Origin of the sequence: Spiroplasma sp. SV19 (assembly GCF_030060925.1) — a bacterium.
Lineage (GTDB): Bacteria > Bacillota_I > Bacilli_A > Mycoplasmatales > Mycoplasmataceae > Spiroplasma.
Window position 1 is genome coordinate 1,239,831 of record NZ_CP045455.1, and the last position, 25,978, is coordinate 1,265,808.

20 protein-coding genes and 1 pseudogene are annotated in these 25,978 nt (G+C 27.7%); 20 read left to right on the forward strand and 1 reads right to left on the reverse strand.

Translation table 4 applies throughout. From position 1 onward, the window contains the following. Positions 1-75: 75 nt before the first annotated feature. From E7Y35_RS05985 to E7Y35_RS06080, 19 genes and pseudogenes are all read left to right on the forward strand, one after another. A complete protein-coding gene (locus tag E7Y35_RS05985) occupies positions 76-2,070 on the forward strand; it encodes a VirD4-like conjugal transfer protein, CD1115 family (RefSeq protein ID WP_283272078.1) in 1,995 nt (664 codons plus the stop codon). Between the two features lie 322 nt (positions 2,071-2,392). Next, positions 2,393-2,872, forward strand: coding sequence for a hypothetical protein (locus tag E7Y35_RS05990; RefSeq protein ID WP_283272079.1), 480 nt, complete (start codon positions 2,393-2,395; stop codon positions 2,870-2,872). A gap of 1 nt (position 2,873) precedes the next feature. Beyond that, positions 2,874-3,353: a hypothetical protein gene (locus E7Y35_RS05995; protein ID WP_283272080.1), complete on the forward strand. Its 480-nt coding sequence runs from the start codon at positions 2,874-2,876 to the stop codon at positions 3,351-3,353. A 147-nt stretch (positions 3,354-3,500) separates the two neighbouring features. Beyond that, positions 3,501-4,847 carry a relaxase MobL gene (gene mobL, locus E7Y35_RS06000; RefSeq protein ID WP_283272081.1) on the forward strand — a complete coding sequence of 449 codons (1,347 nt, stop codon included), beginning with the start codon at positions 3,501-3,503 and terminating at the stop codon, positions 4,845-4,847. 242 nt (positions 4,848-5,089) lie between these two features. Beyond that, a complete protein-coding gene (locus E7Y35_RS06005) occupies positions 5,090-5,533 on the forward strand; it encodes a hypothetical protein (protein ID WP_283272082.1) in 444 nt (147 codons plus the stop codon). Further along, positions 5,502-8,325, forward strand: a pseudogene (locus E7Y35_RS07150) (Mbov_0399 family ICE element protein). The gene E7Y35_RS06005 and the pseudogene E7Y35_RS07150 overlap by 32 nt, the downstream one beginning before the upstream one ends. Before the next feature lie 76 nt (positions 8,326-8,401). Beyond that, on the forward strand, positions 8,402-11,284 hold the full coding sequence (locus E7Y35_RS06020) for an Mbov_0397 family ICE element conjugal transfer ATPase (protein ID WP_283272085.1): 2,883 nt from the start codon (positions 8,402-8,404) through the stop codon (positions 11,282-11,284). Positions 11,285-11,431: 147 nt separating this feature from the next. Beyond that, positions 11,432-11,764: a hypothetical protein gene (locus tag E7Y35_RS06025; protein WP_283272086.1), complete on the forward strand. Its 333-nt coding sequence runs from the start codon at positions 11,432-11,434 to the stop codon at positions 11,762-11,764. Positions 11,765-12,272: 508 nt separating this feature from the next. Continuing rightward, entirely contained in the window at positions 12,273-13,046 is a 774-nt protein-coding gene (locus E7Y35_RS06030) for a hypothetical protein (RefSeq protein ID WP_283272087.1), read from the forward strand. Between the two features lie 365 nt (positions 13,047-13,411). After that, entirely contained in the window at positions 13,412-14,887 is a 1,476-nt protein-coding gene (locus tag E7Y35_RS06035) for an Mbov_0401 family ICE element transposase-like protein (protein WP_283272088.1), read from the forward strand. A 330-nt stretch (positions 14,888-15,217) separates the two neighbouring features. After that, complete coding sequence (locus E7Y35_RS06040; RefSeq protein WP_283272089.1) at positions 15,218-15,700, forward strand: LSm family protein; 483 nt, start codon at positions 15,218-15,220, stop codon at positions 15,698-15,700. 18 nt (positions 15,701-15,718) lie between these two features. Further along, a complete protein-coding gene (nusA, locus tag E7Y35_RS06045) occupies positions 15,719-17,128 on the forward strand; it encodes a transcription termination factor NusA (RefSeq protein ID WP_283272090.1) in 1,410 nt (469 codons plus the stop codon). Positions 17,129-17,147: 19 nt separating this feature from the next. Beyond that, the gene (gene rnpM, locus E7Y35_RS06050; protein WP_283272091.1) at positions 17,148-17,423 is read left to right on the forward strand and encodes an RNase P modulator RnpM; all 276 of its coding nucleotides are present in this window, start codon (positions 17,148-17,150) and stop codon (positions 17,421-17,423) included. A gap of 2 nt (positions 17,424-17,425) precedes the next feature. After that, complete coding sequence (locus tag E7Y35_RS06055) at positions 17,426-17,737, forward strand: L7Ae/L30e/S12e/Gadd45 family ribosomal protein (protein ID WP_283272092.1); 312 nt, start codon at positions 17,426-17,428, stop codon at positions 17,735-17,737. 17 nt (positions 17,738-17,754) lie between these two features. Further along, positions 17,755-19,611, forward strand: a complete 1,857-nt coding sequence (infB, locus tag E7Y35_RS06060) for a translation initiation factor IF-2 (RefSeq protein WP_283272093.1) — start codon at positions 17,755-17,757, stop codon at positions 19,609-19,611. A gap of 79 nt (positions 19,612-19,690) precedes the next feature. Then, positions 19,691-20,392 (forward strand): DeoR/GlpR family DNA-binding transcription regulator, encoded by a 702-nt coding sequence (locus E7Y35_RS06065; RefSeq protein WP_283272094.1) that lies wholly within the window; start codon positions 19,691-19,693, stop codon positions 20,390-20,392. Between the two features lie 25 nt (positions 20,393-20,417). Continuing rightward, positions 20,418-22,484, forward strand: coding sequence for a fructose-specific PTS transporter subunit EIIC (locus E7Y35_RS06070; RefSeq protein WP_283272095.1), 2,067 nt, complete (start codon positions 20,418-20,420; stop codon positions 22,482-22,484). 68 nt (positions 22,485-22,552) lie between these two features. Next, positions 22,553-23,485 (forward strand): 1-phosphofructokinase, encoded by a 933-nt coding sequence (pfkB, locus tag E7Y35_RS06075; RefSeq protein ID WP_283272096.1) that lies wholly within the window; start codon positions 22,553-22,555, stop codon positions 23,483-23,485. 374 nt (positions 23,486-23,859) lie between these two features. Then, on the forward strand, positions 23,860-24,567 hold the full coding sequence (locus E7Y35_RS06080) for an ABC transporter ATP-binding protein (RefSeq protein ID WP_283272097.1): 708 nt from the start codon (positions 23,860-23,862) through the stop codon (positions 24,565-24,567). Between the two features lie 75 nt (positions 24,568-24,642). Here E7Y35_RS06080 and E7Y35_RS06085 read toward each other — a convergent pair whose 3' ends face one another. Then, a complete protein-coding gene (locus tag E7Y35_RS06085) occupies positions 24,643-25,485 on the reverse strand; it encodes a MurR/RpiR family transcriptional regulator (protein ID WP_283272098.1) in 843 nt (280 codons plus the stop codon). 219 nt (positions 25,486-25,704) lie between these two features. On the opposite strand from E7Y35_RS06085, the gene E7Y35_RS06090 reads away from it, so the two are divergent. Further along, positions 25,705-25,953: a hypothetical protein gene (locus E7Y35_RS06090; protein WP_283272099.1), complete on the forward strand. Its 249-nt coding sequence runs from the start codon at positions 25,705-25,707 to the stop codon at positions 25,951-25,953. The last annotated feature ends 25 nt before the right edge of the window (positions 25,954-25,978 follow it).

The following is a 25,978-nucleotide window of genomic DNA, read 5'->3' on the forward strand; positions in this document are numbered from 1 at the left end:
GGATCAAGAAAAACAAATTAATCAAGAATTGAATAATAATTTATTACAAATGCAAAACAAAGGTCGTGGTAGATAATGAAACAGAAATTAAAAGCTAAAAAACATTTGTTAATCTTCTTTACCATTTTATTTCCTTTTTACTTAACTTTTGTATTGTTTAGTTCAGCATTTCTATTATCTTTAATAAAAATAAGAAGAATAGGTTTAGATATAGTAATTGATTATATTAAAACCAATGAAAATAATACTTTATTGTATATAGTCCTATTTTCAATTGTTATTTACTTAGTTTTTGTATTTTATAAGATATTTGCAAGTAAAAGCAAAATATATAGTAAAGAAAGTAAGAATAATACATATGGTTCAGCTAAATGATTATCAGATAAAGAAATTGATGAAAAATATGCTAAAGTTGATTTATTTAATCCTAAAAATAATTATGGGATTGTTGTAAAAAGTGAAGAAAACAAAAAAGGAAAAATTCAAGTAAACATCAGAAAAGATGCACATACTATTATTGTTGCTGGTACACGAGCAGGTAAAACACAAGGTTTTGTTAAACCTACTTTACAAGTTATGGCCCGTTGTAGTGTTAAACCAAGTTTATGCATAACTGATCCAAAAGGGGAATTGTATAGTAAAGATTCACAAATATTTAAAGATAATGGATATAACGTTATTAAAATTGACTTACGTAATCCAGAACATTCATATTCATGAAATGTCTTAGCAAGTGCATTTAGTAATTGGGAAGAATATTGTAGATTGGAAAAAGATGAGAAAGAATTAAATCAAAACTTCAAATCATTTTTATATAAGCAAAAAGCTATTGATTATATTAATGATATTTGTGAAACATTATTTTTTTCAACTAATTCAAAAGATGAGTTTTGAAATTCTGGGGCACGTGATATTACAAAAGGCATCTTATTAGGAATACTATATGAAATGAAAGAAAGCAATTCTCTTGATCAAAACAAATTTAATTTAGCAGAAATAATCCCTATCGTTAATAATATTGCAGCATTGAAGGACTACTTTCTTAGTTTACCTTCAACACATGTGGCTAGAATCGCAGCAGGATCAATTGATGCTAGTGGTGATGCTTTAAATGACATAGCTTCTACATTAAAAAATAGATTAAATAAATTTAGTGATCCAATTATTAGGAATTTAATTAGCCAAAATGAAATTGATTTATCAAAAATAATATCTGAACCTACTGTGATATTTTTAGTATCACCTGATGATAAAAAAGATAAAGATATATTTGCCAGTTTGTTTATTACGCAATTATATAAATTATTAATAGAACAAGCAGATAATGCTAAAGGTAAATTAACTAGACCATTTTATTTTATGTTAGATGAGTTTCCAACATTAGTTATTCCAGATATGGATAGAAAAATAACTGTTAGTGGAGGTAGAAATATTTGATTCACTTTAGTAATTCAAAGTAGAACACAATTAAATACAAATTATAAAGAAGCAGCAGAAACTATTTTAGATAATTGTCATATGCATATAATTATTCAAACTATGAATGCTAAAACTGCTGAATATTATTCAAAATTTGTAGGTAAAAAAACAATTGAATCATATTCATACTCAAATAAAAATAAACAGAGTCAAGAAAAAGGAATAGAATTAATATCATCAGATCAAGTAATGAAATTTGAAAAAAATGAAGGGATTGTAATTTATACAAATGAGAATCCCTTGCGTACTAAATTTATACCAATGTGAGAAGTAGATGATTATCCAATTGGAGCAGTTCCAGACATTGATAAAATTCCAATGACTGATGATGAATTCGCCAATAATTATTTCTTTGATTTAAGTGATTGTGTTAAAGAAAATAAGATAGAAAGTAGCAATGAGTTAGTAGAAGAAAAACTTACAGTTAAGGACCTTCAAAAACAAAAGATTGATTTAGTTACATTATTAGAAGATTTACTTGAAGAAGAAAAATTTCATTCATCAAGAGAAATTAAAGAGCAAATTAAAGCTGTACGTATTCAAATAGATGAAATAAGTGTACAAATTAAATCATTAGTGATAGCAAAGTAATAAACGATTAAGGACGAAAGTCCTTTTTTTGAAACTTGGTTTTCCAAGTTGTCCAAAGTATGCGCAGAGTTGTCCACACATATATTAAATACCCAATAAATATGGGGTTTAATATATGCACAAATCTGCGCATACTTTTAAACGAGTTGGACACACGAAAAACCTATATGGAATATAGTGTTTTTTAAGATGTGTGGACAACTCTTTTCCTGCTTTGGGTTAAAGATGTGCAAAACTATGGGTTAAAGATTTTAATAGTTTGATATAATGTTAAAGAACTAAAATATAGAAAGAAGGAATATGTATAGAACTTCAATATGTAATGAAAAATGATAGGATAGCAACAGAAAAAGATTTCTTAGTAAATTTTTATAATTATTTTAAACATAAAATTTGTAATTTTAAAAATTGTAAAAGACAATCAATTAAATTAAAAATACCACTTTCTTTTTTTGAAACACTTAAAAATAGTAAATATTATGAAAATCGTTTTTTGAGTGAATTTGAACTAGATTATGTATTTAATGACTTATATGAATTAGTTAAAAAATCTACAGATAGATTTATTCTCATATATTTTTATTTATGTGAAGATCATGAAATTAATATATTTAAAAATTTATATTTTCAACATAAATTATCTGAAAAAATGCAATTAGATTTTCATGATAAAAGAATAAATGAACTTTTTATAAAAAAATATATACATTATTATGTGTATTTAAATATGAAAACGATTCGCTTCTTAATTCACTTTTATCAAAATATGAGAGTGATAATTATTTTACAGATGCAGAATTAATTTGATTTCATGATATGAATTATTATCATCAGCTTTCAATTTCTTTAAGAAAAATTTTATTTTAGAGAAATATATTAAAAGTGGTAGTATTGATCAAGGGAAATATAATGGTCCAGATTTTATTTTTAAAAATACAGTTACTTCATATACAATTGGGTTTGAAATTACAGAATATGCTAAATTATTTTATGATGTTTCTGATATAAGAAACAAGGATAATTTTATAAAAACTATAGATAAAAAAATTACTAAATTAATGGATTCTGATTTTGATAAAAAAATGCAATATCTTGGAGAAATTATTAATAAAAAAGTGATAAAAATAAGTAATTATATAAATACAGATGAAATAAAATTAGGAATAATAATGAATCACCAAATTTTACCACATGAATATTTTCATTTTGAATTTTGAATTAATTTTGTTGTAAATTCGTATAAAGGTTCGAAAAAAGCGTTTAATGAAATATACATATTATAAGAAATAGTGTTATAATTATTTTGTAAAAATTAAATAGGCCATCGTGTACTTCGAGTACCGGCAAATAAAGATATACTTTTTAGTATATGTTTGTGCTGGTGCTCGAAGTTTTTTATTTTTACATAGATATATTTTTTGGAGGTTGATATGCAAAACAAATTAAATTCAACACCACCAGTTGTGGGCCGACAAATTCGATATTCAAAATATGGTAGTTCTACATATAATTATTATTCAGATTCTGGATGAGATAACTATGTTACACGTGAAGAAGCTATTTGCAAAGAAATTGAAACTGATGTAGTAGAAAAATCTCATACCCATGAGCAATTATTAAAACTAGAAAATGTAGTTCAAAATTCATGTGAAGAATATGGAACAGTATTTGATTATTATTCTAAACGTCCAGGTTCAACAGGATTGTTTGATGCAAACGGTAAAATGATGATTGACGGTATTAAAAATACCAAAAAAAGTATGCGAAAAAACAAAGTAACTTACATTGATGGAGTATGATCATTAGATAGTAGTTTTGCATCACAATTTGAAATTACGACTGAACGTGCTGCAATGGAAGTTACCCAGAATTGTATTAATACTCTTATTAAAGGTTATGGAATGGATCCAAGTAATGTTAATTGAAAAGCTGCTTTTCATAAAAATACGGACAATCCACATGTTCATTTCTTATTATGAGAAAAAGAACCTAAAAGAATGAATTATAAAACGGGTAAATATGAATATACTGATCCAGGTAAAATGAATAAAAAGAATTTAAATAAAGCATGAGATGAATTTAAGTTTAAGGTAAATAGTTATATTAAAAACAATTCATTAATGTATCATAATTTGAATATTCTACGTGATTCAATCGTAATGAATAAAAGTGATGATACGTTAACGTGAAAAGAAATTAAAAAGATTTATGATAATGAAACAAATAATACTTTATCAGTTAAATTTAATAAACTATTAGAACATATTCCTACAAAAGGTCGATTACAATATCAAAGTTCAAATTTTAATAGAGCAAGAAAACATATGGATAGTTTCTTAAATGAATTTATTAATTCTACAGTTATTAAAAATTCATATGATGAATACGAAAATATTTTAACTAATCAACAACAAGAAATGGTTGAAGAATCATTAACGAATAAAGTTAGAACAGATTTAGCTTTAAATTATAAAGATAACAGAATTAATCATTTAAAAATTGCAATCGCAAATAATATTTTAAAATTTATTAAAGATGAAGTTCCAGATTATAAAAAGGGTAAAAAATCACCATCATTTGTAAGAACAAGTGAATCTATTTTTAATGAGCGATTTAATCTTAATAAAAAGAAATCTATTAAATGAAATATTTTTGATAAATTACTAGTCACATTTAATAAGACAATAGCAAAAGAACGTCATAGTTCATTATCATCTTTTTATGAAATGCAAAGTAAATCAATTTTTGAAAATTTAATGGTAAGAAAGGGGAAATAATATGAAATATGTCTTAACTATATTTATTTTTATATTTGTTATAACTATGTTTATTATCAGTTATTACATGATTAAAAATATATTAAATCATCTGGAAAGTTTAAATTAAAACTAAAAGAATTAGAAAGTAAAGAAATTCTAAAATTTAGAATTTTGTTAAGTATTGCTATTGCGTGTTTACTACTTGCAATTACATTTATTGGAATTTATATTGGAGTTTATGTTTAAAGGAGGCGATAATTATGAGTAATAAAACTAATACTGATTGATTAAATTTTCAAATTAAAACGGAATGATTAATAAAGAATAAGAAAGAATCAGATTTAAAGGGCAATGTAAAAATTCCATTAAAAGTTCTAGGTTTATTAAATCCCTATGGGGTTATTAAACTTAGTTTAAATTGTATCCATCCAAATAAATATAACAAAAATTATGCAACAGTTGGAATTTTAAAAACATATGAATATATGCATTGAGATAAAGAAGGCTTATTATCACCACATAAAATTTTAGGTAGTGATTTAGTTATTTATTTGAAAAAAATGTCTGATATTGTTGAACGATACAAAGCAAGAAAACAAAAGATTTACTTTCAAAATAAAGAGACATTACAAAAGTTAAATGAAAATAATAATGAAGGAAAGGAGGAATTAGATGAAATTTTTATTAGCGATATTAATAACTAGTATGTTACCTACAACTCCATTGATGTCGTTAACAACAACTCAATTATCTAATATATTTTATGCATATAGTAATTCACCATTTTATCCAAACATAACATTATATTCAAATATAAATCTTAAAGTTTATAAGGGTACAAATTCATGGTGAACAACATTAAGCGATAAAGATACAGGTACATACTATAGAAAATATACAGATTTTGTAAAAGATGAAAGTACATTTTATAAATATTATAAATCTATTACTTTTGAATTTAGTGCCCTTTCTAGTTCATCTGGATTTGGGCGTAACCAGAGTTATTCTGGTCCAATTACATTGAGTTTAGCTTCATCAAATAGGGATTATGATGTATTTAAATGGTCTCAAAATAGAACACAAAATCAAGCATCAAATTTAGCACAAATTTTAATTCAACCTGGAGCTTTAGCTGGTTATTTATGGTTTACATTTTATGTAGAGTGTTGAATGTATCAAGGTGGAAACTCTTCATGAACTGATACAACTAGTGAATTATCTGTAACAAAAATAACGATTAATTCAAATCAGAATTTAGCAACAATTAAAAGCAATTTACAATCCAATTTATCAAGGCAAATAAATTTTGAGTCAGATTATTCAGGTGCTTTAGATGATAAAAGAAATATAACTGATCCAACCGGTAAAGGAAATGATTTAACGACAAAAATTAATTCAGTAATTAATAGCGTTTTGGGAAATGATTATTATGATTGAAAGCAGTATATTCAGCCATATTCTTTTAATAATTCAACAAGACAATCCACTATAGTTATCAAATTTATTAATCCAACTTCTAAACAACAAGAAGTCTGAACATTTTATACACCAATAAATATAACATTGTCATCAGGATATTGAGGAAAATCATTACGAGAAAGGTTACATATTATGCCTGGACAAATTGTTAATCCACAAGATTCTACACAGGGAATGATTCCAGATACAGGAATTCAATTGGAACCAAGTAAAGTAACTCCAAATTATGGTGGTAACATTCAGTATCATACAACAGCACATATTGAATTTGATGGATCAGATGATTCAACTGAATGAATGACTGTTAATGGTGAAAAAGTAGAAGTATTAAATAATAAATTTATTTATAACATGATAGATGAAAGAGTTGATAAAGGACCACAAGGAGTTAATGTATTTGATATAATCGTCTATCATGATGATGGAAAATACAAATCGCAATATCAAATTAAATATACAATAGCAAATTTAGTTCCTACATTAGAACAAAAATGATATGCATGGAATCCAACAAAAAACCCAGAACAAAATGCCTTAATTCAACCAACGATCGATGGAAAGCCAAACCCAAAATATGACAAAGAAGTTAATAAAACTACAGGAACAAAAACACAAATTATTTGAGTCAAAAAGAAGTCAGAATATCCATTTGCATTAGATCCATTAAATCAAAATGGTGAAGTAATTAATCCAAATGTTAATCCTAAAGATTATGATTTAGGTTTTATTACTGAAGGTTCAGTTACCGGAATGGGTGTACAACAATTATTTGATAAAACACAAGTTGACTCTGTACGAAGAGAAGGTGTAGATAATAAATTAACTAAATATAATAATCCAAATGACAAACAAAAATTAACTCAAATTGAATCTGATGCAGATAATAAATATTGATCATGAGAAGGAATTTGGCATTATGTGACTAAAACTAATGATGGATTAGCCTATGAAAAATATGTATTAATAGGGTGCTGAATATCAAAATAAATATCCTAGATTTTTAGATGTCTTAAATGATAATACAATTGCAGTAGACTTTTGAACAACAGTTCATGGAATTCATTTAAAGAATTATTTGGCAACTTATAAAAGTTTAAATTCATTAGATATTAGTAAATTAACATTTGAACAAGTATCAAGTTATTGGAAAGAATATACGTCCGACGTTATTGCCCAACGAATTCCACCTGATCCAGACCCAGTTAAATATATTGATATTTCTGGAACTCTTCCAGCAATAAAAATGAATAAGGATGATATCATTCAAATTAAAGATGTTATTAATATTGAAGTTGATAAATATATTAAATTAAAAAATAATAAGGCAATTATCGGTGTAGATTATTCTATCTATACACCAGATGGAAAAGATATTAATGTTGATGTTAGTGGATTAAGCACATTATTAAATAATCAAACAGCACCACAATATTTAAAAATTAATATTAAAGCATTAGCAACATCGACCTTATTAATTGGTAATGCTAATGTTCAAGTCCGAAATTCAAGTAGTTATAATCCAGATTTAGTTTCTGATTTAAGTAAAATTAAGTTTAAAGACTATGATTTTAATTTTAAAGAATTTACGATTGATGAACTACGCCAATGAATTATTAAAAATGTAACAAATTATTTAGATACATATAGTTTTAATAATTTAGTTATTAATACGGATTATGGAATAACGGCAACTGAAATTCCAGAAGCAGATCCAGTTACACATGATAATACACCAGGTGATTTATCAGATAAAGTATTAACTGAATTTTTAGATACGACAACTGGTAAAACTAGTTTGACAATTATTCTTTATGCAAATGATGCATCAGATTTAGCAATCGGAAGTTCATCATTTAATTTAGTTAATAATCCAGTTTCACCACCAGTTCCTCCCGATCCACCAGAACCGCCAAAACCAAAACCAGATGCTGAACCGGGTGAAAGTTATTTTCAAAAGAATAAGGCATGAATTGCAGCAGTAATTGCAATAACAAGTGTAGTATCAGGGGGGGAGTAGGTATGTTCTTTTGATATAAAAAACGCAAAGGTATTGGTGGCAAAAACCGTAAAAGAAAATAGAAGGATGTGAAGTTATGAATGAAAATATAATTCCCAAAAATATTAAAAAGACTAGATTAGAATTTTGACGTGGAATTGGATTAATTGAATTATTAATTATTCTAGGATATATTGGAATTTTAGCAGTTATCATTTTTTGTATTCCAACACCATGAACGTTTAAATTAGCATTAGCTATTATTGGATTAGTTTTTTTAATTCCATTGTTAATTCAAGTTTATCCAGGAGTTAAGGGCTGGTATGCAATAGCATTGATGTTTAAATTCTTAGCTAAGAAAAAAACTTTTAAAGAATATACAGATAATGATACAACTTTATTATTTCCATACGATAAACTAATTGATGATAATGTTTTAAAAACTCGTTCAATTAATGGTAAAAGGAGATATATTTGTGCATTTGATGTAACTGGTTATAATATTTCATTATTAGATCAAAGAATTCAAGAATTAAAAATAATGGAATTTAGAGATGCATTAAAATCATTAGAATTTGAAGTAAGTTTTCGTAAAATTGAAGTACCAATGGATTTTAGTGATTCTTTAAATGAAATAAAAACTAATTTAAATAATTGTGATACTTTATTTAAAACAAAAGCTATTTCAGAAAAAGGTTATAATGCTAGAAAGTTCCAATTACTATCAACAAATAAAATTTTTAAGAATAGTACAATTGATAGTGAAAATAAAATTAAAACAAGAAAAATGTTTGTGATGTATTTATATTTTAATAAATTAGATGAAATAAATAGTATTCAATATATTATTAATCAATTTGAAAATGCTAATGTTAAATTAAAACAATTAAAAGGTTATGAATTAATTAATAGTATTAAGCGATTATTTAATCCATTTTGTGAATTATATAGCGAACAAACAGTAAATGAAAATGAAAATATGATAGATTCATTGGTAACATTTAAAAAAGTGAGTTTTCATAAAAATTATTTCAAAGCTGATGGAATGTATTATTCAATAAATGGTATTTACTCGTATCCTAATTACCCAACTAATGGATGGGGTGCTATGTTGGCAAATTTAGAACAAACTGTGATTTGAAATATTAAACATGAAAAAACACATAAAATTAAGAAACAAATTCAAACAGCATTAAATAATTTACAGACAAAACAAGTAATGTCTCGGGGGTTTATTAATAAAACAGATATTAAATATGATGAAGAAGTATTAACAACATTAATTGAACAAGTATCATCTGGGAATGATGTTGTAAAAACTGTTAATATTCTATTTTTGAATTATGCTGATAATTTAAAAGATTTACAGAAAATAGAGAAACAATTAAAAAAACAATTATATGATATGGATATTGTATTAGACCCATTAGCATATCGTCAATTGGAATATTATGGTTCTATTCTGCCAAAACCTGATGATGCTTTAACTGGTGTGTTAGGACATCCAATGCCATGTTATACATTAGCTAATTCATTTCCATTTGTTAATAGTGGTGTGTTAGATTCTACTGGATTTTATTTAGGTGATAATTTATTAGGTGATACTATTTTGTTTGATACATTTTATTTAGATGAACATCGAACAAATTATAATGGTGTTATTTGAGGTAAGTCAGGTTATGGGAAATCATGAACAACTTATAAAGAAGTAATTCATCATTTAACAAAAAATCGTAGAGTAATTATTATTGATCCAGAAGGTGAATATAGAAATATTTGTAGTTTCTTTGATGGGCAATATCTAAATGCATCAAATGGGGCAATAATTAGAATTAATCCTTTTCAAATTTTTGATAATAGTTTAGTAGCAAAAGATGAAAACATTTTAGATGCAACTGAAATGGATGAAGTTTATAGTGAAGAACCACTATCAACTCATTTACGATTTTTAACACAATTTTTTAGTACATTATATAAAGATTTACAAGAGCGAGAACTACGTGTTTTAAGTGCAGAATGCCAAAAAGTTTATCATAGTAAAGGTATAACAAACATAACAAATATAAGTAAATTGGAACCTGCTGATTTTCCTACTTTTAATGATTTATATGATGTGATATGTGCATCATATAATGAAAAGAAAACTCCAATATTAGCTGATTTAAAGGATTTATTAGAGTTTGATTTTATTGGTGATGGACAATATGCAAAATTATGGAATGGACATACAACATTAGAATTAAATAATATTTTTACAGTAATTGATTTTAAAGATTTATTGGATCAAGATGTTCCTAATGTTACAGCAGCACAATTATATTTAATTCTTAATTATGTTAAAAATGAAATTAAATTAAATCGCCAAAAAGGTGATTCTGATATTGTAATTATTTTAGATGAAGCACACCGTTGTATTGATCCAGATAATCCGGTTGGATTAAATTTTATTTATCAAATGGCCAAACGTGGACGAAAATATCGGGCAAGATTATTATTAACTACTCAAAATTTAAAAGATTTTAGTGGTGGAGATAATCAATTAATTCATAAAAAAACCACAGCTATTTTAAATAATATTCAAACTATGACTATTATGCATCTAGCACCAGATGATTTAGAAGAATTATGTATTTTATTTAGACCATTTGGAGGTATTTCTGCTGCAGAACGTGAAAATATTGCGCGTGCAAAACGTGGTGATATGTTATTTATTTTATCATCATTTGACCGTCATTTTTTACATCGAAATGTAACATCAGAAGAGTTAGTAGCATTTAAAAATGAAAATTATATTATGCCAGAGTATGAAACAGAATCAGTTAAAGAAAAATCTATTAAGAATAAGAAAAAACAAAAAGATATTAAAGATAAAAAAGCCACTAACGTATTATCTGGAAATGAACATATTCCATTTAATGATGAATGACAAATTTCTATTGATAAAGATAAACAACCAACGAGTTTGAAAGGAAATAAATAGGTATGGCAAATAATGTTGAAATTAGAATTAGATTATACACAAAAGAACAAATTGAGAAATATAATCAGTTTATAAGTAGTTAAAACTTCTGCTGGCACAAAAAATAAGGTTTTAGCAGATTTATTAATATCATCAATTGAGCAAAATATGTTAGAAAACTATGTGACACCAATTGCAGAAATTATGTCTAATGTTTTAAATAACTTATTAAATTATAAAATTGGAGCATTGATAAAATATTTAGATAAAACAAATGCTGAAGAAACTAAACGCCAAATAGTAATGGATGAAGGTATCACATTTGTTATTAATCAATTAAGTTTATTAACTAATGATTATGATAGTCATCAGAATCCGTCTGTAATATTACGTAAAAAACCTGAATGATTAACTAAGTTTGCAGAAGAAATAGCAGAGAAATTTAATCATTTCATTAATATTAAAAATGAACATAATATTTATAAAAAAGGCAATGAATAATTGCTTTTTTTTGTTGTATAGGTTTATTATTAAAATTATTATAAAGAGCAAGTAATAAATTTTCAAAAATCTAAATTATTTAAAAATAGAATACAAAAAATGATTTAGTTATTTAATTTATTTTTTATAATGTAGAGGAGAAGATATGGAAGAATCATTTTTTAATTCTGTTGATCTGAATGTATTAATTTAATTAATAGTTCAGTTAAAGTTAGTTCAGACAAAATAATAGAAATCAGAAAATTTTTAAAACAAATATATAATATGCAACAAGATATAAATTACGATGATTTTGATTTTTAGAAAATATTATGTGGTTATATGCCTTGGTCTCAGGTGTATATATAAAAATTTTTAAAGAAGAAAGTTTTGAATATACAAAAATTAGTGAAAGCAAATGTTTTGAATATATACAATTTACATTTTCAAGAGTTTTTATTTTTTTTTTAAATCTAAATTTCCGAGTTATTCTCAAATTCGATGTATAACACAACTGGTTTTTTCATATATGCATATTTTAAAGAAGAAGAATCAATTTTTAGAAATATCATCAATAGCGTTATTTTTAGTAAACAGTTATAGAATTACAAGAGATTCTAATGGAAAATATATGTATGAAAACGATTCTATACAATCATGAATAAATGCACTATTATTGATTTCAGTATATTCAAAATTTAAGTTTAATAAGAATTTAAATATTCTATTTGATAAAGAAAAAAATCAAGATTTAGTGAAATATGTATCATTTTTAATAATGGAAAATTTAGGATGGTTAGAACATATGAAAAATATTAAAGTAAGAGATTTAGAAAGAATTGATACAGCTTTTGTAACAGAGTGTTTATGCGAAATAACTAAATATTTTGAGATAGACTACGAGACTTTATTTAATTTAAACCTAAATATAAAGAAGGAATATTCAAGTGATAAACTCTTTGAATTATTTCAATGATATATTTTAGATGATGAATTATATTTATCAAATTATTATATAAATACCTATGATGAAAAGTATATTTGAAATTTTGATTTTAAATTTGATGATACTAAAATCAATTTTAAAATAATAGATGAATTAAAGGCTATTTATCAAAATTCAATATGATTAAAGGTTCAAACATTACATGATAATAATATTTATAATTTAATTCCAATAGATTATAAAAATATTTATATTCTTAAAAATACATCAAGTTTGATTTATATAAATTTTTATCAAATTATAGATAAAATTATTGAATTTTTAGCAATTGAAGCAAAAATAAAAAATCTGGTTTAAAATATAATTTAAATAGTGTTAGTAAAAATTTAAATGGTAATTTTAATAGCACATTGATGTTATTGAATAATTTAGAAAATAAAATTTTTTTAATGGTTCAATTAAGTGAATTAATCCAGATTTAGATTTTAAGGGTAATTTATTTGGCATTTTTAAGGATTTAAGAAATACTTTTACACATTCAAAAGATAGTATTTTTTTAAAGATAATGAGTATGGAAATTTTATAGCAACACAGCATCTCTCAAATTTAGTAATATATTTGATTAGAACAATACTAATTTATTTTGCATATGAATATAGCATATATAAAGATGGCCTGATTTAGGCATTTTATGTTATAATATATATAAAGAAAATGTATTAATGTATCAATCAGTATGGTTAAAATGTAGTATTTATAAAGATAGGGTAATAGTAAATATGGTTCATGATTTTAATCCTTATGATTTTTTTAAGCACTTTAATCATGAGGCACAACAAACGTACAGAGAAAAATTAGTAAAAACATTAGAACAAATTGATGATGAATTATTTCAGTATATTAGAAAAGCTAATCCATTATATAAGCCAAAAGGATATAAAAAGAGATATTTAATATCTATTTTTGGTCAAATTAAATTAAAATTACATCGATATAAATATTGAGATAATGAATTTTATAATTCAAAAAAAGATACTTATGGAAAGTGAAGATATAAAATATTATTTTATGATCATATTAAATTAAAGAAATATCAGAGATTAACACATGATTTAAGATTAACTATTTTGAATATGATAGGCGATGGATTACGACATAAAGATATTTTATTAGCTTTTCCAAAAGCACATTTAACAACTCAGACTATAAGTAATGTCATTAAACGTGAAAATATTTCAGAGTTTATTAATTATAATTCTGTTAATAAAGTTGATGTATTAGAAACTGGGAATAGAATTTATATTGCTTTAGATGATACTTTTTTAAAGGCAATTAATGAAAAGAAAAAATGTAATAAATACCGGATACGTTCATTGACTACTTATACGGGTCATATAAAATCTGATAGTAGCAAAAAGTTTTTAGAGAACAAAAAAGTATTTTACAAAATGGTGAAATTAGGTCAAGGTATTAATACATCAGAATTTATGAATGAAATATTAGAACATATTAATAGATTTTATATTATAAATAATGATACTAAATTAATCGTTGGTGGTGATGGCGCTAATTGAATTTATGAAATCTCTAATTTATTAAATGCAGATTATGTATTAGATAAATTCCATGCATTAAGATTTACAAAAAGTTTGCTTTCAAGTAGAACATTAGCGTATCATAAACTACATTATAAAATAATTCGTTATTTATATTCAACTGGTCAGGTAGATAAATTATTAGATTTACTTGTTAGTTATAAGAAAAATGACTTAATAACAAATAAAAATAAGATTCCAAAAGTGATAAATTATCTCAAACGAAATAAGGCAGGGATTGAAATATATAAAGAAAAATGATGTTTGGGAGTATGCGCAGAAGGACAAATTTCACATAATATTAAACAAGTTTTAGGATATGGGGCAAAAATAGTGAATGTAAAAGTATTACAAAATATGTTAGATTTACGATTTGCCAAAATTAATGGATTTGATCCTATAACAGAATTAAAGAATTATGAAATGACAATAGTATCTGAACAAGACCATTTTAATAAGACATCAAGGTGAATTTTACCTGAGTATAGTATTAATCCATATGAAGTTGTAGGTAAACCAAATTATGGTAGTATTCCAATAGTTCAAAGTGGTTCTAAAGCCGGATTAACAGGTAAGGCTATTACAGAGTTAGCATACGCTTAGTTTTTATACATAAACAAGCAATTAAAATTGTTATTTTTGTATTGCAAAATTAATCATTTTGTTGTTTAATATTTATAGAATACATTATTCTTAGATTTTATAGACGGTAAATTTAATATAATAAAGGTATATTCTATCCCTATGTATAGGTATAGTACTATACTGGTACCCAATTCTTTATCCTAACCTTTTATTATAAAAATTTGCATTTTTGTTAATAAAGTATTACAATAACTATGTAATTAAAAAAGGAGAAGAAAGAGCACAATTGTGCTCTTTCTTTAATGGCAATAATTTTAATTATGATAGTTTAAAAAAGGATGGTGTTGCATGGAAGAATTTATAAAACAGCAAGCACAGTTAAAAACAGCTTTGGAAAGTTATTTAGCAAAGCAGAACTTAACATTATTTGCAGTTAATTATTTACAAGATTTTGGAACTAATGTAGTGCAAATTTTAATTGAAGATCAAACAACGGTGCTTGATTTAGACCGATTAACAATTATTAGTGAAGAAATTAATCATCTGGTTGATGACCTTGATTTGTTTCTGGCAGAATACTTGTTAGAAGTCTCAACACCAGGTGCTGAGAGACCTTTACGGAATTGAAATGAAGTACAACAACAAGTTAATCATTATGTTTATTTTGAATTTATTGAAAAAGTTAATAATTTAACTGCAGTTAGTGGTGAATTAACAGCAGTTGATGAAAAACAAACAGTAACGATTACTTATTTTGTGAAAGGTGCTCGCAAAACCTTACAAACAACTTATCAAAACATTAAATTTGCGCGTTGTGCAGTTAAATTTTAAGAAAGGATATATTATAGCATGATTGATGGTGCAAAATTATTAGTAACAATTGATGAAATTGTTAGTGAAAAACAGATTAGTCGCGATTTAATTTTAGAATCAATTAAAGAAGGAATTAAAAAAGCTTATGAAAAACATTTTGATCCAGAAGCAACAATTATTGTTGATATTGATCAAAAAACAGGACAAATTAAGGTTGAAAAAGAATTAACAGTTGTTAAAAAAGTTGAAGATGATTTGTTAGAAATTGGTTTAAAAGAAGCGAAAGAAAAATATGGAGAACAAATTACCGTTGATGATAAAGTTTACGAACCAGTTAATTCGGAAGAATTTTCACGGTTAGCAATTTTTCAAGTCGGACAAATTATTAAGCAACAAATTAAAGAAGCTGAAAAAGATTCAATTTTTGATGAATATATTGTCCAAAAAGGGTATTTAATGACAGGAGTTGTTATTGCGGCGGAAGAAAAATATTTGTTAGTGGAAGTTGACCGCACCTTTGCTTACATTCCACGTCGAAACTTAATTTTTTCAGATAATTATGAAGTTGGCCAACAAATTACTTTTTTAGCAGAAGATATTGTTAAATCAAAAAATGCTGGGCAAATTACAGGTTCGCGAACAAGTAATGATTTTTTATATCGTTTATTAGAACGTGAAATTCCTGAAATTTTTGAACAAGTAATTGAAGTAAAAGCAATTGCGCGTGATCCTGGTCGCCGTAGTAAAATTGCTGTTTATAGTACTAATGAAAATATTGACCCAATTGGAGCTTGTGTTGGAAGCAAAGGAAGTCGAATTAATAAAGTTACAGCAGAATTACAAGATGAAAAAATTGATATTTGTATTTATGATGATAATAGTCAACAATTTATTATTAATTCCTTATCACCAGTAAAAGTAATTTCGATTACAACCAATGATGAAGGCAAAGAAGCTGATGTTGTTGTTCCTGATGAACAATTGTCGTTAGCAATTGGTAAGGGGGGAAGTGCTGCTAAATTAGTGGCCAAGTTAACAAAATGGAAACTAAACATTATGAGTTATAGTGAAGCGTTAACAAAACAAGTTGAAATTTTATGAAATGGAAATTTAACAAATGAAGAATTGGTGGCTTTACAAGTTAAATTAAAAGATAAAATTAAAGGAAAAGGAACAGCAACCCCACCAGTTGAAGTTGCTGTAGAATTACCAGTCGAAGAATTTGAAATTATTGAAGAACAAATGGCGGAAGAAACAATGATTATGAATGAAGATGAATATCAAGTTGATGATTTATCAGAAGCAGCACCAGAAGTATTAGTCGAAGAAATTCAAGAAATTGAAAAGAATATTTCTTATTTTGAAAATGAACAATTAGAAAGTCAAGATGAAGATGAAGAAATTGATTATGATGATTATGATGACTATTATGATCAAAATAAATAATTAATAAGGAGGGATCCGCGTGGCAAACCACAAACAAACACCATTGCGAAAATGTGTTGTTTCACAACAAATGTTACCAAAAAAAGAGTTGGTGCGGATTGTGAAAACTCCCAGTGGGGAAATCATTATTGATCCAACGGGGAAAGCAAATGGACGGGGGGCCTATTTGCGACCAACATTAGAGACTTATGAAAAAGCAAAAAAAAATCATGCCTTAGAGCGTGCTTTAAAAGTAAAGTTAACTGACCAATTTTATGAGATGTTATATCATGAAATTAATGAAGGGTGAGATTAAAAATGTTAAATCACAAAGGTTATAGTTATCTTGGTTTAGCAAAAAAAGCGGGAAAAGTAGTAACTGGTGCACTTTTATTAGCAGCAATTAAACAACAAAAAGTTTTTTTAGTGTTGAATAGTGTTGATGGGGGTGCAACCCAAGCAAAAAAATATGAACAAAAATGTTTTTATTATCATATTCCTTATTTTAAGTGTCTTGAGTCACCATTAACCCAGCAAGCATTAGGAACTGAAAATGTTAAAACCCTGGGGATTAGTGATCGTCATCTTGCACAAAGTTTACTTACTTTATTAACAAATCAGAAAGAATAAAAAAGGAGGAGGGACAGATGAATAATCAAAAAAATAATAAGCCAAATAAAAAATCATTAGCAAAAAATCAGCGTCATCGCATTCAATCGCAATTAAAAACAGTTGAAGCACATATCAATGAAGGGGTTTTTGTTTATGCGGAAGCCTTAACAATTGCTGAATTTGCCAATAAAATTAACAAACCAGTTAGTGAAATTATTAAATATTTTTTTACGAAAGGGATTATGTTAAATCAAAATACTTATTTAAGTGAAGAACAATTAGGAGAATTATGTTTAGAGTTTGGCTTAGATTTTAAACGTGAAAAATCAGTAACCCACGAAAATTTAATTGAGAGTTTTGAAGTTAATGATGATGATACATCATTAGAAAAACGCCCCCCAATTGTAACAATTATGGGTCATGTTGATCATGGGAAAACAACCTTATTAGATACAATTCGAAATACCAATGTTGTTAGTACTGAACATGGGGGTATTACCCAACACATTGGGGCGTATCAAATTAAAACTAAAAATGATGAGAAAATTACCTTTGTTGATACACCAGGGCATGAAGCGTTTACTCAAATGCGAGCACGAGGAAGTGCGGTAACTGATATTGTTGTATTAGTTGTTGCTGCTGATGATGGGGTGATGTTACAAACAAAAGAAGCAATTGACCATGCTAAAGCGGCTGAGGTGCCAATTATTGTCTTTATTAACAAAATTGATAAAGTTGGCGCAAACTTAGATAATGTGATGATGCAATTATCACAAGAAGATTTAACTCCCGAAGAATGAGGGGGAACTGTTCCGTATGTCAAAGGAAGTGCAAAACAAAAACAAGGAATTGATGAGTTATTAGATACAATTTTACTAATGGCTGATTTAATGGAGTTAAAAGCTAATCCTAATCGTTTTGCGTTAGGAACAGTGATTGAATCGCATTTAGATCGTGGGTTAGGGCCAGTCGCAACATTATTAGTACAATCAGGAACCTTAAATATTAAAGATGCCTTAGTGGCTGGTTACACCTTTGGATATGTTCGTGATTTATCGGATGAAAGCGGCAAAAAAATCAAAACAGCAGGACCATCAACCCCGGTTATTATTCATGGTTTAAGTGAAGTTCCAAATGCGGGAGATCGTTTTATGGTCTTTCGTGATGAAAAGTTAGCTCGGGAAATTGCCTTGAAACGAAAAGCAACAGATACTATTAATAAACGTTATAAAAATCAAGTCTTTTCGTTAGAAAGTTTATCTGCTCAAATTAAAGATGGGCAATTAAAACAAATTAACATTATTTTAAAAGCCGATACCCAAGGAACAGTTGAGGCTGTTAAATCAAGTTTACAAAAAATTAATATTCCAGGAGTAAAAATTAATGTCTTACGAGCAACTGTGGGGGGAATTTCTGAAAGTGATGTGACCTTAGGGTTAGCAAGTCAAGCCTTTATTGTTGGTTTTAATGTTCGTCCAACTGCGCATGTGCGAAAAAAAGCGGAAGATGAAGGGGTTGAAATTCGTTTACATACCATTATTTATAAATTAACTGAAGAAATTGTTGCTGCAGCTGAAGGAATGTTAGATCCTGAAATGGTGGAAGAAGTCTTAGGACAAGCTGAAGTTCGCCAAATTTTCCGTCATTCTGATATTGGGACAATTGCTGGTTGTCATGTTACTGACGGAGTGATTCCACGGAAATCACGGGTACGAATTTTACGAGATGGAGTAATTGTTTATGATGGTGAATTAGCTTCATTAAAACATATTAAAGATGATATTAAAGAAGCAAAAGTTGGGGCTGAATGTGGCCTAACGGTTAAAAATTATAATGACTTAAAAGAACAAGATGTGATTGAAGCATATATTGAGAAAGCTGTTACAAAGTAGCAGTTTTTTTATTTTTTGGTTTTTTTATGTTATTTTTGGTTGTTTTTGGTTAAAAATTAGTTATAATAAAGACGGTGAGATGATGTTAAAAGAATTACGATGAGAAAAAATTTTAGCTTGTTTAGATGAACAACACTTAGTGCTTGTTAATGACTTGATTATAAAGTTACAGTTATCACCGACAACCTTACGCCGTGATTTAACGGAAATGGAGCAACAAGGGTTATTAAAACGCGTCCATGGTGGAGTTAAACTGCAAAAGAGCCGTGAATTTCGGTTAGAAGAACAATTAAATGAAAAAATTCAGCATCATGCTGAAGAAAAATATTTGATTGCGCAACAAGCAGTTAAAAAAATCAAACCAAAGATGGGTATTTATTTAGATGCTGGTTCATCAACATTAGCGTTAATTAAGTTAATGCAACCAGCTGATGACTTAGTTATTATTACAAATTCCATTTTTCATGTTGAATTACTAGCTTTAGCGGGGTTTAATAATGTTTATGTCTTAGGTGGTAAATATAAACACCAAACGGGGGCTTTAATTGGGTGAGAAGCAGTTAGTACCTTACAAAAGTATCAACTTGATTGTGCTTTTTTAGGGGTTAATGGGATTAGTGGTGCTGATTTATATACAACTGATCCTGATGAAGCAATGATTAAAGCCGAGGTTATTAAACGAGCACGAAAAAGTTATGTTTTAGCTGACAAGTCAAAATTTAACGTCAAATCATTAGTAAAATTTGCTTCACAAGCAGAAGTTAAAATTATTACAAATTAAGAGAAAGGAAGCAGTAGAAATAATTATGAGGATAATTGATTATTTTACCGAAACAACAACGTTTTTAAAAACCGCTGCTAAAGATAAAACCGAAGTTTTTAAAATGTTAGCAACGGCGTTAGGAAATAGTAAAATTGTCACTAACGAAGAACAGTTAATTAAAGCGTTAGAAAAACGCGAAACAGAAGGTCCAACGGGAGTTGGTGATGGTTTAGCCATTCCCCATTGTTCAAGTAGCAGTGTTACTAAACCAGCAATTGCAATTATGACGCTAAAAAAAGCAGTTGATTGACAAAGTTTAGATCAAAAGCCAGTCGATGTTATTTTTATGATTACAACCCCAGAAAAAGGGGGCGAACAACATTTACAAGCCTTAGCGCACCTTGCTAGCTTTTTGGGTAAAAGTGAAGTTGTTGCAAAAATTCGTGCTGCAAAAAGTTTTGTTGATATTATCGCTGCTTTTGCTGAACCAGCATCAGAACCTAAAGCCCAAACCAGAGCTGATGGTCATTATGATGTGGTTGGAATTACAGCTTGTCCAACGGGAATTGCCCATACTTTTATGGCAAAAGAAAAGATGGAAGAAGCGGCAAAAGCAATGGGTTTAACAATTAAAGTTGAAACACAAGGCCGCGGGGGTAATGAAAATGTTTTAACCGTAGCTGATATTGTTAATGCAAAAGCAGTTATTTTAGGAATTGATAAAAAAATTACTGGAATGGACCGGATGAATGGTGTTTCATACTTAGAAACAAGTACAAAAGATGTTATTTATCATGGTCAAGAAGTTATTAATGATGCTCTTGCCGGCAAACGGTTAACCGTTGGAAAAGCCAGCAAAAGCGGGAATGATGAAGTTGGAGAATTAAGTCTAAAAAACTTTAAGGATGTTACCAAAAACCTGCTGGGGGGGGTATCACGCATGTTACCCTTTGTTGTTGCAGGAGGAATTATTTTAGGAATTGGATTCTTATTAGATTCTGGTAATCGTGGTGGTGATTTTGGAGTAACGCGAGATATTGCCGCTTGATTTTCTGGATTAGGAAAAGTTATTTTTGGAATGATGGTACCAATTTTAGGGGCTTATGTTTGTTACTCAATTGTTGGACCACAAGGATTATTGCCAGGGATGACAGCGGGGTTAATTGCTAATGCCCCCGGAATGTTATATGATACTTCTACAAAAACAGGATGAGCTAACACATGGGGACGGTTATTTCCTGACTCAATCTCAAACTTTAACTCTGGGTTTTTTGGAGCCTTAATTGGGGGGTATCTTGTTGCCTTTGTTGTTTATGGTTGTCAAAAAGGATTTGCTCGTTTCCATCCGTCAGTCCGTGGTGTACGAGACATTGTCTTAATCCCTGTTTTAACAGCGTTAGCAGCCGGAGTATTAATGTTTGGGCTTAATATTCCATTAGGTTACTTAAACTATGGCCTAGGTTTAGGGTTAAAAGCAATTGCTGATTATAATTTAAGTGCTTTAATTGGAATTATTATAGGGTTAATGATGGCTGCTGATATGGGGGGACCAATTAATAAAGCGGCTTATGTGTTTGGAACATTAACGATTGATGCGACCCAAAGTGCTTATGCTGGGATTCGCTCAACTAATGGGGGAACAGTCTTTATGGCAGCCGCAATGTTAACTGGAATGGTACCACCATTAGCATTAGCTTTATGTACCAGAATGTTTAAAAAATATTGAACAAAAAGAGATGTTGAACAAGGAAATACAAACTGATTTTTAGCAGCGTGTTTTATTACGGAAGGAGCAATTCCATTTGCTGCATCAGATCCAAAACGAACAATTCCATCAATTATGGTTGGAAGTGCTGTTTCTGGTGCAATTGTGAGTGGTTTTGGCGTAACGTTAGCAGCACCGCATGGGGGAATCTTTGTCTTTCCGTTGTTACAAATTCAAGATAATGGCAAAAACTGGTTTACAATTAGCAACCAGGGAGCTTCGATTGGTGTAGCGATTTTAATTTCCGTTGTTGCTTTAATTATTGGTAGCTTTATTAGTGCTTTAATTCTTGGTTTCTGAAGAATGAATGCCTTAAAAGCGAAAAAAATGACTTTAGCAGTTTAAATTAATTAATAAAAACCCAATAATTTGGGTTTTTATAATGTTAAAATAAGAAATAAAGGAGTAAGAAAATGATTTATACATTAACGTTAAACCCGGCCATTGACCAAATCATTGAAGTACCTAATTTTCAGATAGGGGAAACAAACAAAGCAGTAGGGGAATATGATGTCATTGGGGGGAAAGGAATTAATGTTGCTGTTATGTTACGACACTTAGGTTATCCAACCACCGCCTTAGGGTTTTTGGGCCGTGATAATAAAGAAATGTTTGAACATTATTTAATAGCGCAACAAGTGCCAGCTTATTTTCATGAAGTCAGTGGGAAAACCCGGACAAATATGAAAATTAAAAGTTTAGCACTAAAACAAGAAACTGAATTAAATGGTGTTGCGTTTGCCGTAACATCAACTGATATAAGAGCAATTCTAACTTTGATTAAAACAAAAGTAACAAAGAATGATTCTTTAATTATTTCAGGGTCATTGCCCCGGAATTGTGATCCAAACCTTTATCAAATAATTAGTAGTTATTGTTATGACCATGAGATCTTATTTGTGGTTGATGCTACAAAAGATGCGTTATTGTCAACGTTAGCCACAAAGCCATTTTTGATTAAACCAAATTTAGCCGAATTAAATGAACTGTTTGGAACAAATTATCATTTTAAACAAGTGCCAGAAATTATTACCTTAGGACAGAAACTACGAGCACAAGGCGCTCAAAATGTTTTAATTAGTAGTGGTAAGGATGGTAGTATTTTAATTACTGCGCACGATGTTTACTTAGCTAATACCGCAACAGGACAATTAGTAAATTCTGTTGGGGCTGGTGATTCGATGGTTGCTGGTTTTGTTGGTACTTATTTAGAAACACAAGATTATCAAACAGCATTGCTAATAGCCGTTTGTGCTGGTTCAGCAACAGCTTTTAGTCCAGGGATTGCTTCACGAGACTTAGTTGAAAGTTTAAAACCACAAATTAAAATTACTATTTTTAAATAAAAAAAATGATATTTTTTAAAATATCACTTTTTTATTTTATGTATATATCGCTATGACTATGTTACGTTACTCATTGTACTTACAATTCTATCAATCAGTGTACCAAAAAATTGGCAGACAGTTTGGGAAAAACTATTTTTCCCACCTTAATTATAGTGTCTTTTTTTTTTTTTTTTTTTTTTTTTTTTTTTTTTGTGAAAGGCAATAATTTAATTATTTTTTTCAAAAAATGGTAAATTTTGGTAAATTACTATTTTTCCTATTTTTTAGTAAAAAAACTTTTTCTAATTTAGAATTGATGTAAAAATAAGTTTCGCAATTATTTAATGGTAGAATAAAAAAGAGTTTAATTACTGTTGTTAAAGGAGCAGATTATGACAGAAGTTATTTTAGAAGTAAAGGCAGTTAGTAAAAAATACCATCAAAAATATGTGTTAAAAGATATTAATTTTACCATTCATCAAAATGAAAAGATCGGGTTAATTGGGGCAAATGGTAGTGGTAAGACAACATTAAGTGAGATTATTGCTGGGGTTCGTAAAACTAGTAGTGGTGAAATTGTTTATCATCACCAGTTAACAATTGGGATTCAATTTCAAAATTCACAGTATCCGCCAGGATTAACGCCGTTTGATATGATTAAATATTATTGCGATACTTTTAAATTAAATTTAACACCAGTTGAAATTAACAAGTTATTAGAAACGTATCAATTAACAACAGTAATGAAAAAAAACATTGCTAAATTATCAGGTGGTCAACAACAACGATTAAATATTTTATTATCAGTAATTCATCAGCCTCAATTAGTTATTTTGGATGAAGTTTCAACGGGGTTAGACATTGCTGTTAAAGAGGTTATTTTTCAATTTTTAGAGCAAAATATTATTATTAATCACCGCGCAATGGTTTTGGTTTCACATAATATGGAAGAAATCGAACGCTTTTGTGATCGTATCATTTATTTAGCAGATGGAGAAATTAAAGCTGATTTACCAGTTGCAAATGTTGTTCAACAATATGGTAGTGTGTTTAACTATACTAAAGAAATGTTTGAGATTGAACAAAATAAAAACGTCTAATTTAGCATAGAAAAATCCCATTAGGATTATACAAAGTTTGTATTTACCGTAGGGATTAGTCTAAATTAAACGTTTTTATTTTTTGATAGCTTTTTTGTTGTATTCCTCAGTAATTGCGTTTGCCGCTTTAATATTTTCTTCTAAATTTGGATGAATTTTTAATAAACTACGAAAAATAATATCGGAGATTAAAATTTGCACAATTTTCGATGATAAAGCAGGGAAACGTTCATTTTCTTTGGTATGAACTTCAAAAAGGATTTTATGCTTAATTTTGTATAGCTCATCAGCATTGGGATTGTTAGTAATCAGCGCCACTTCAATCCCAAGTTTATTTGCTAAATTAATAATATTAACAACTTCATTCGTTTTTCCTGATTTACTAAAAATAATAATTAAATCATCTTCATCAACATTTGACATTGTAACCATTAGCGAATGGATATTTTCTGTTGTAAAACAGTTATAACCAATCATATTTAAGTTACTATGTAAAACACGACAGGCAAGGAATGAATTGCCAATACCAAAAGCGACAATTCGCTTTTTAATGACAATATCATTAATTAAACGATCTAAGGCGTCTAAATCAATATTGTCAATTGTTTCATGGATACTATAAGAATAATAGACACGCATATTGTTAGCAATATCTTTTAATTTCATGGTTTCATTAGTTTCATAATTCTGTTTAAAAAAATTTAATCGTTCATAAATATGCATCTGTAATTCTTTGATATTTTTAAAACCTAAGTGTTTTGCCATCCGAGTAATTGTTGATTCACTAACATAATAAGCTTTCGCCAATTCAGAGATGGTTTTACTCGTAAATAATAAAGGATTTTGATAAATTTGTTCAATAACTGATAGTTCCGTATCGGTTAAGTTAGTTTTATCATATGTTAATAAGGATAACATAGAAACTCCTTTCTTTATGATTGCCATGAAAATTATTTTCATAATACCAACTATTTTTATTTTACAACATATTAGATAAAATATAAAATAAAAAATGATTTGCTAATTTTATTAAAAAATGTAAATTATAGATTTTTAAAGAAAAATATTCTAAAATAAAAACATAAAATAATGAAATCTTATAAAATTATTTTAATAGAAAAGAGTAAAACAGCCAAAATGATTTTAAGTTTATCACCACAAAATGTTACATATTTAGCAATTATGCTTTTTGGTATTATTGTTGGAACATTGTTATTAATTGTTTACATTATGCAAAAAAGGCGCTTGGCAAATAGTGGCGATTATTATGCAAAAAATAATACAAAATTAGATTTATGAAATTATATTAAGCGAAATATTGCTTTATACGGAGCATTTTTTTGCTATGTTATTGGAATATCAGCTCTTTTTCTAATAGTTTTATAAAAGATAACATTATTTTAAATTTAAA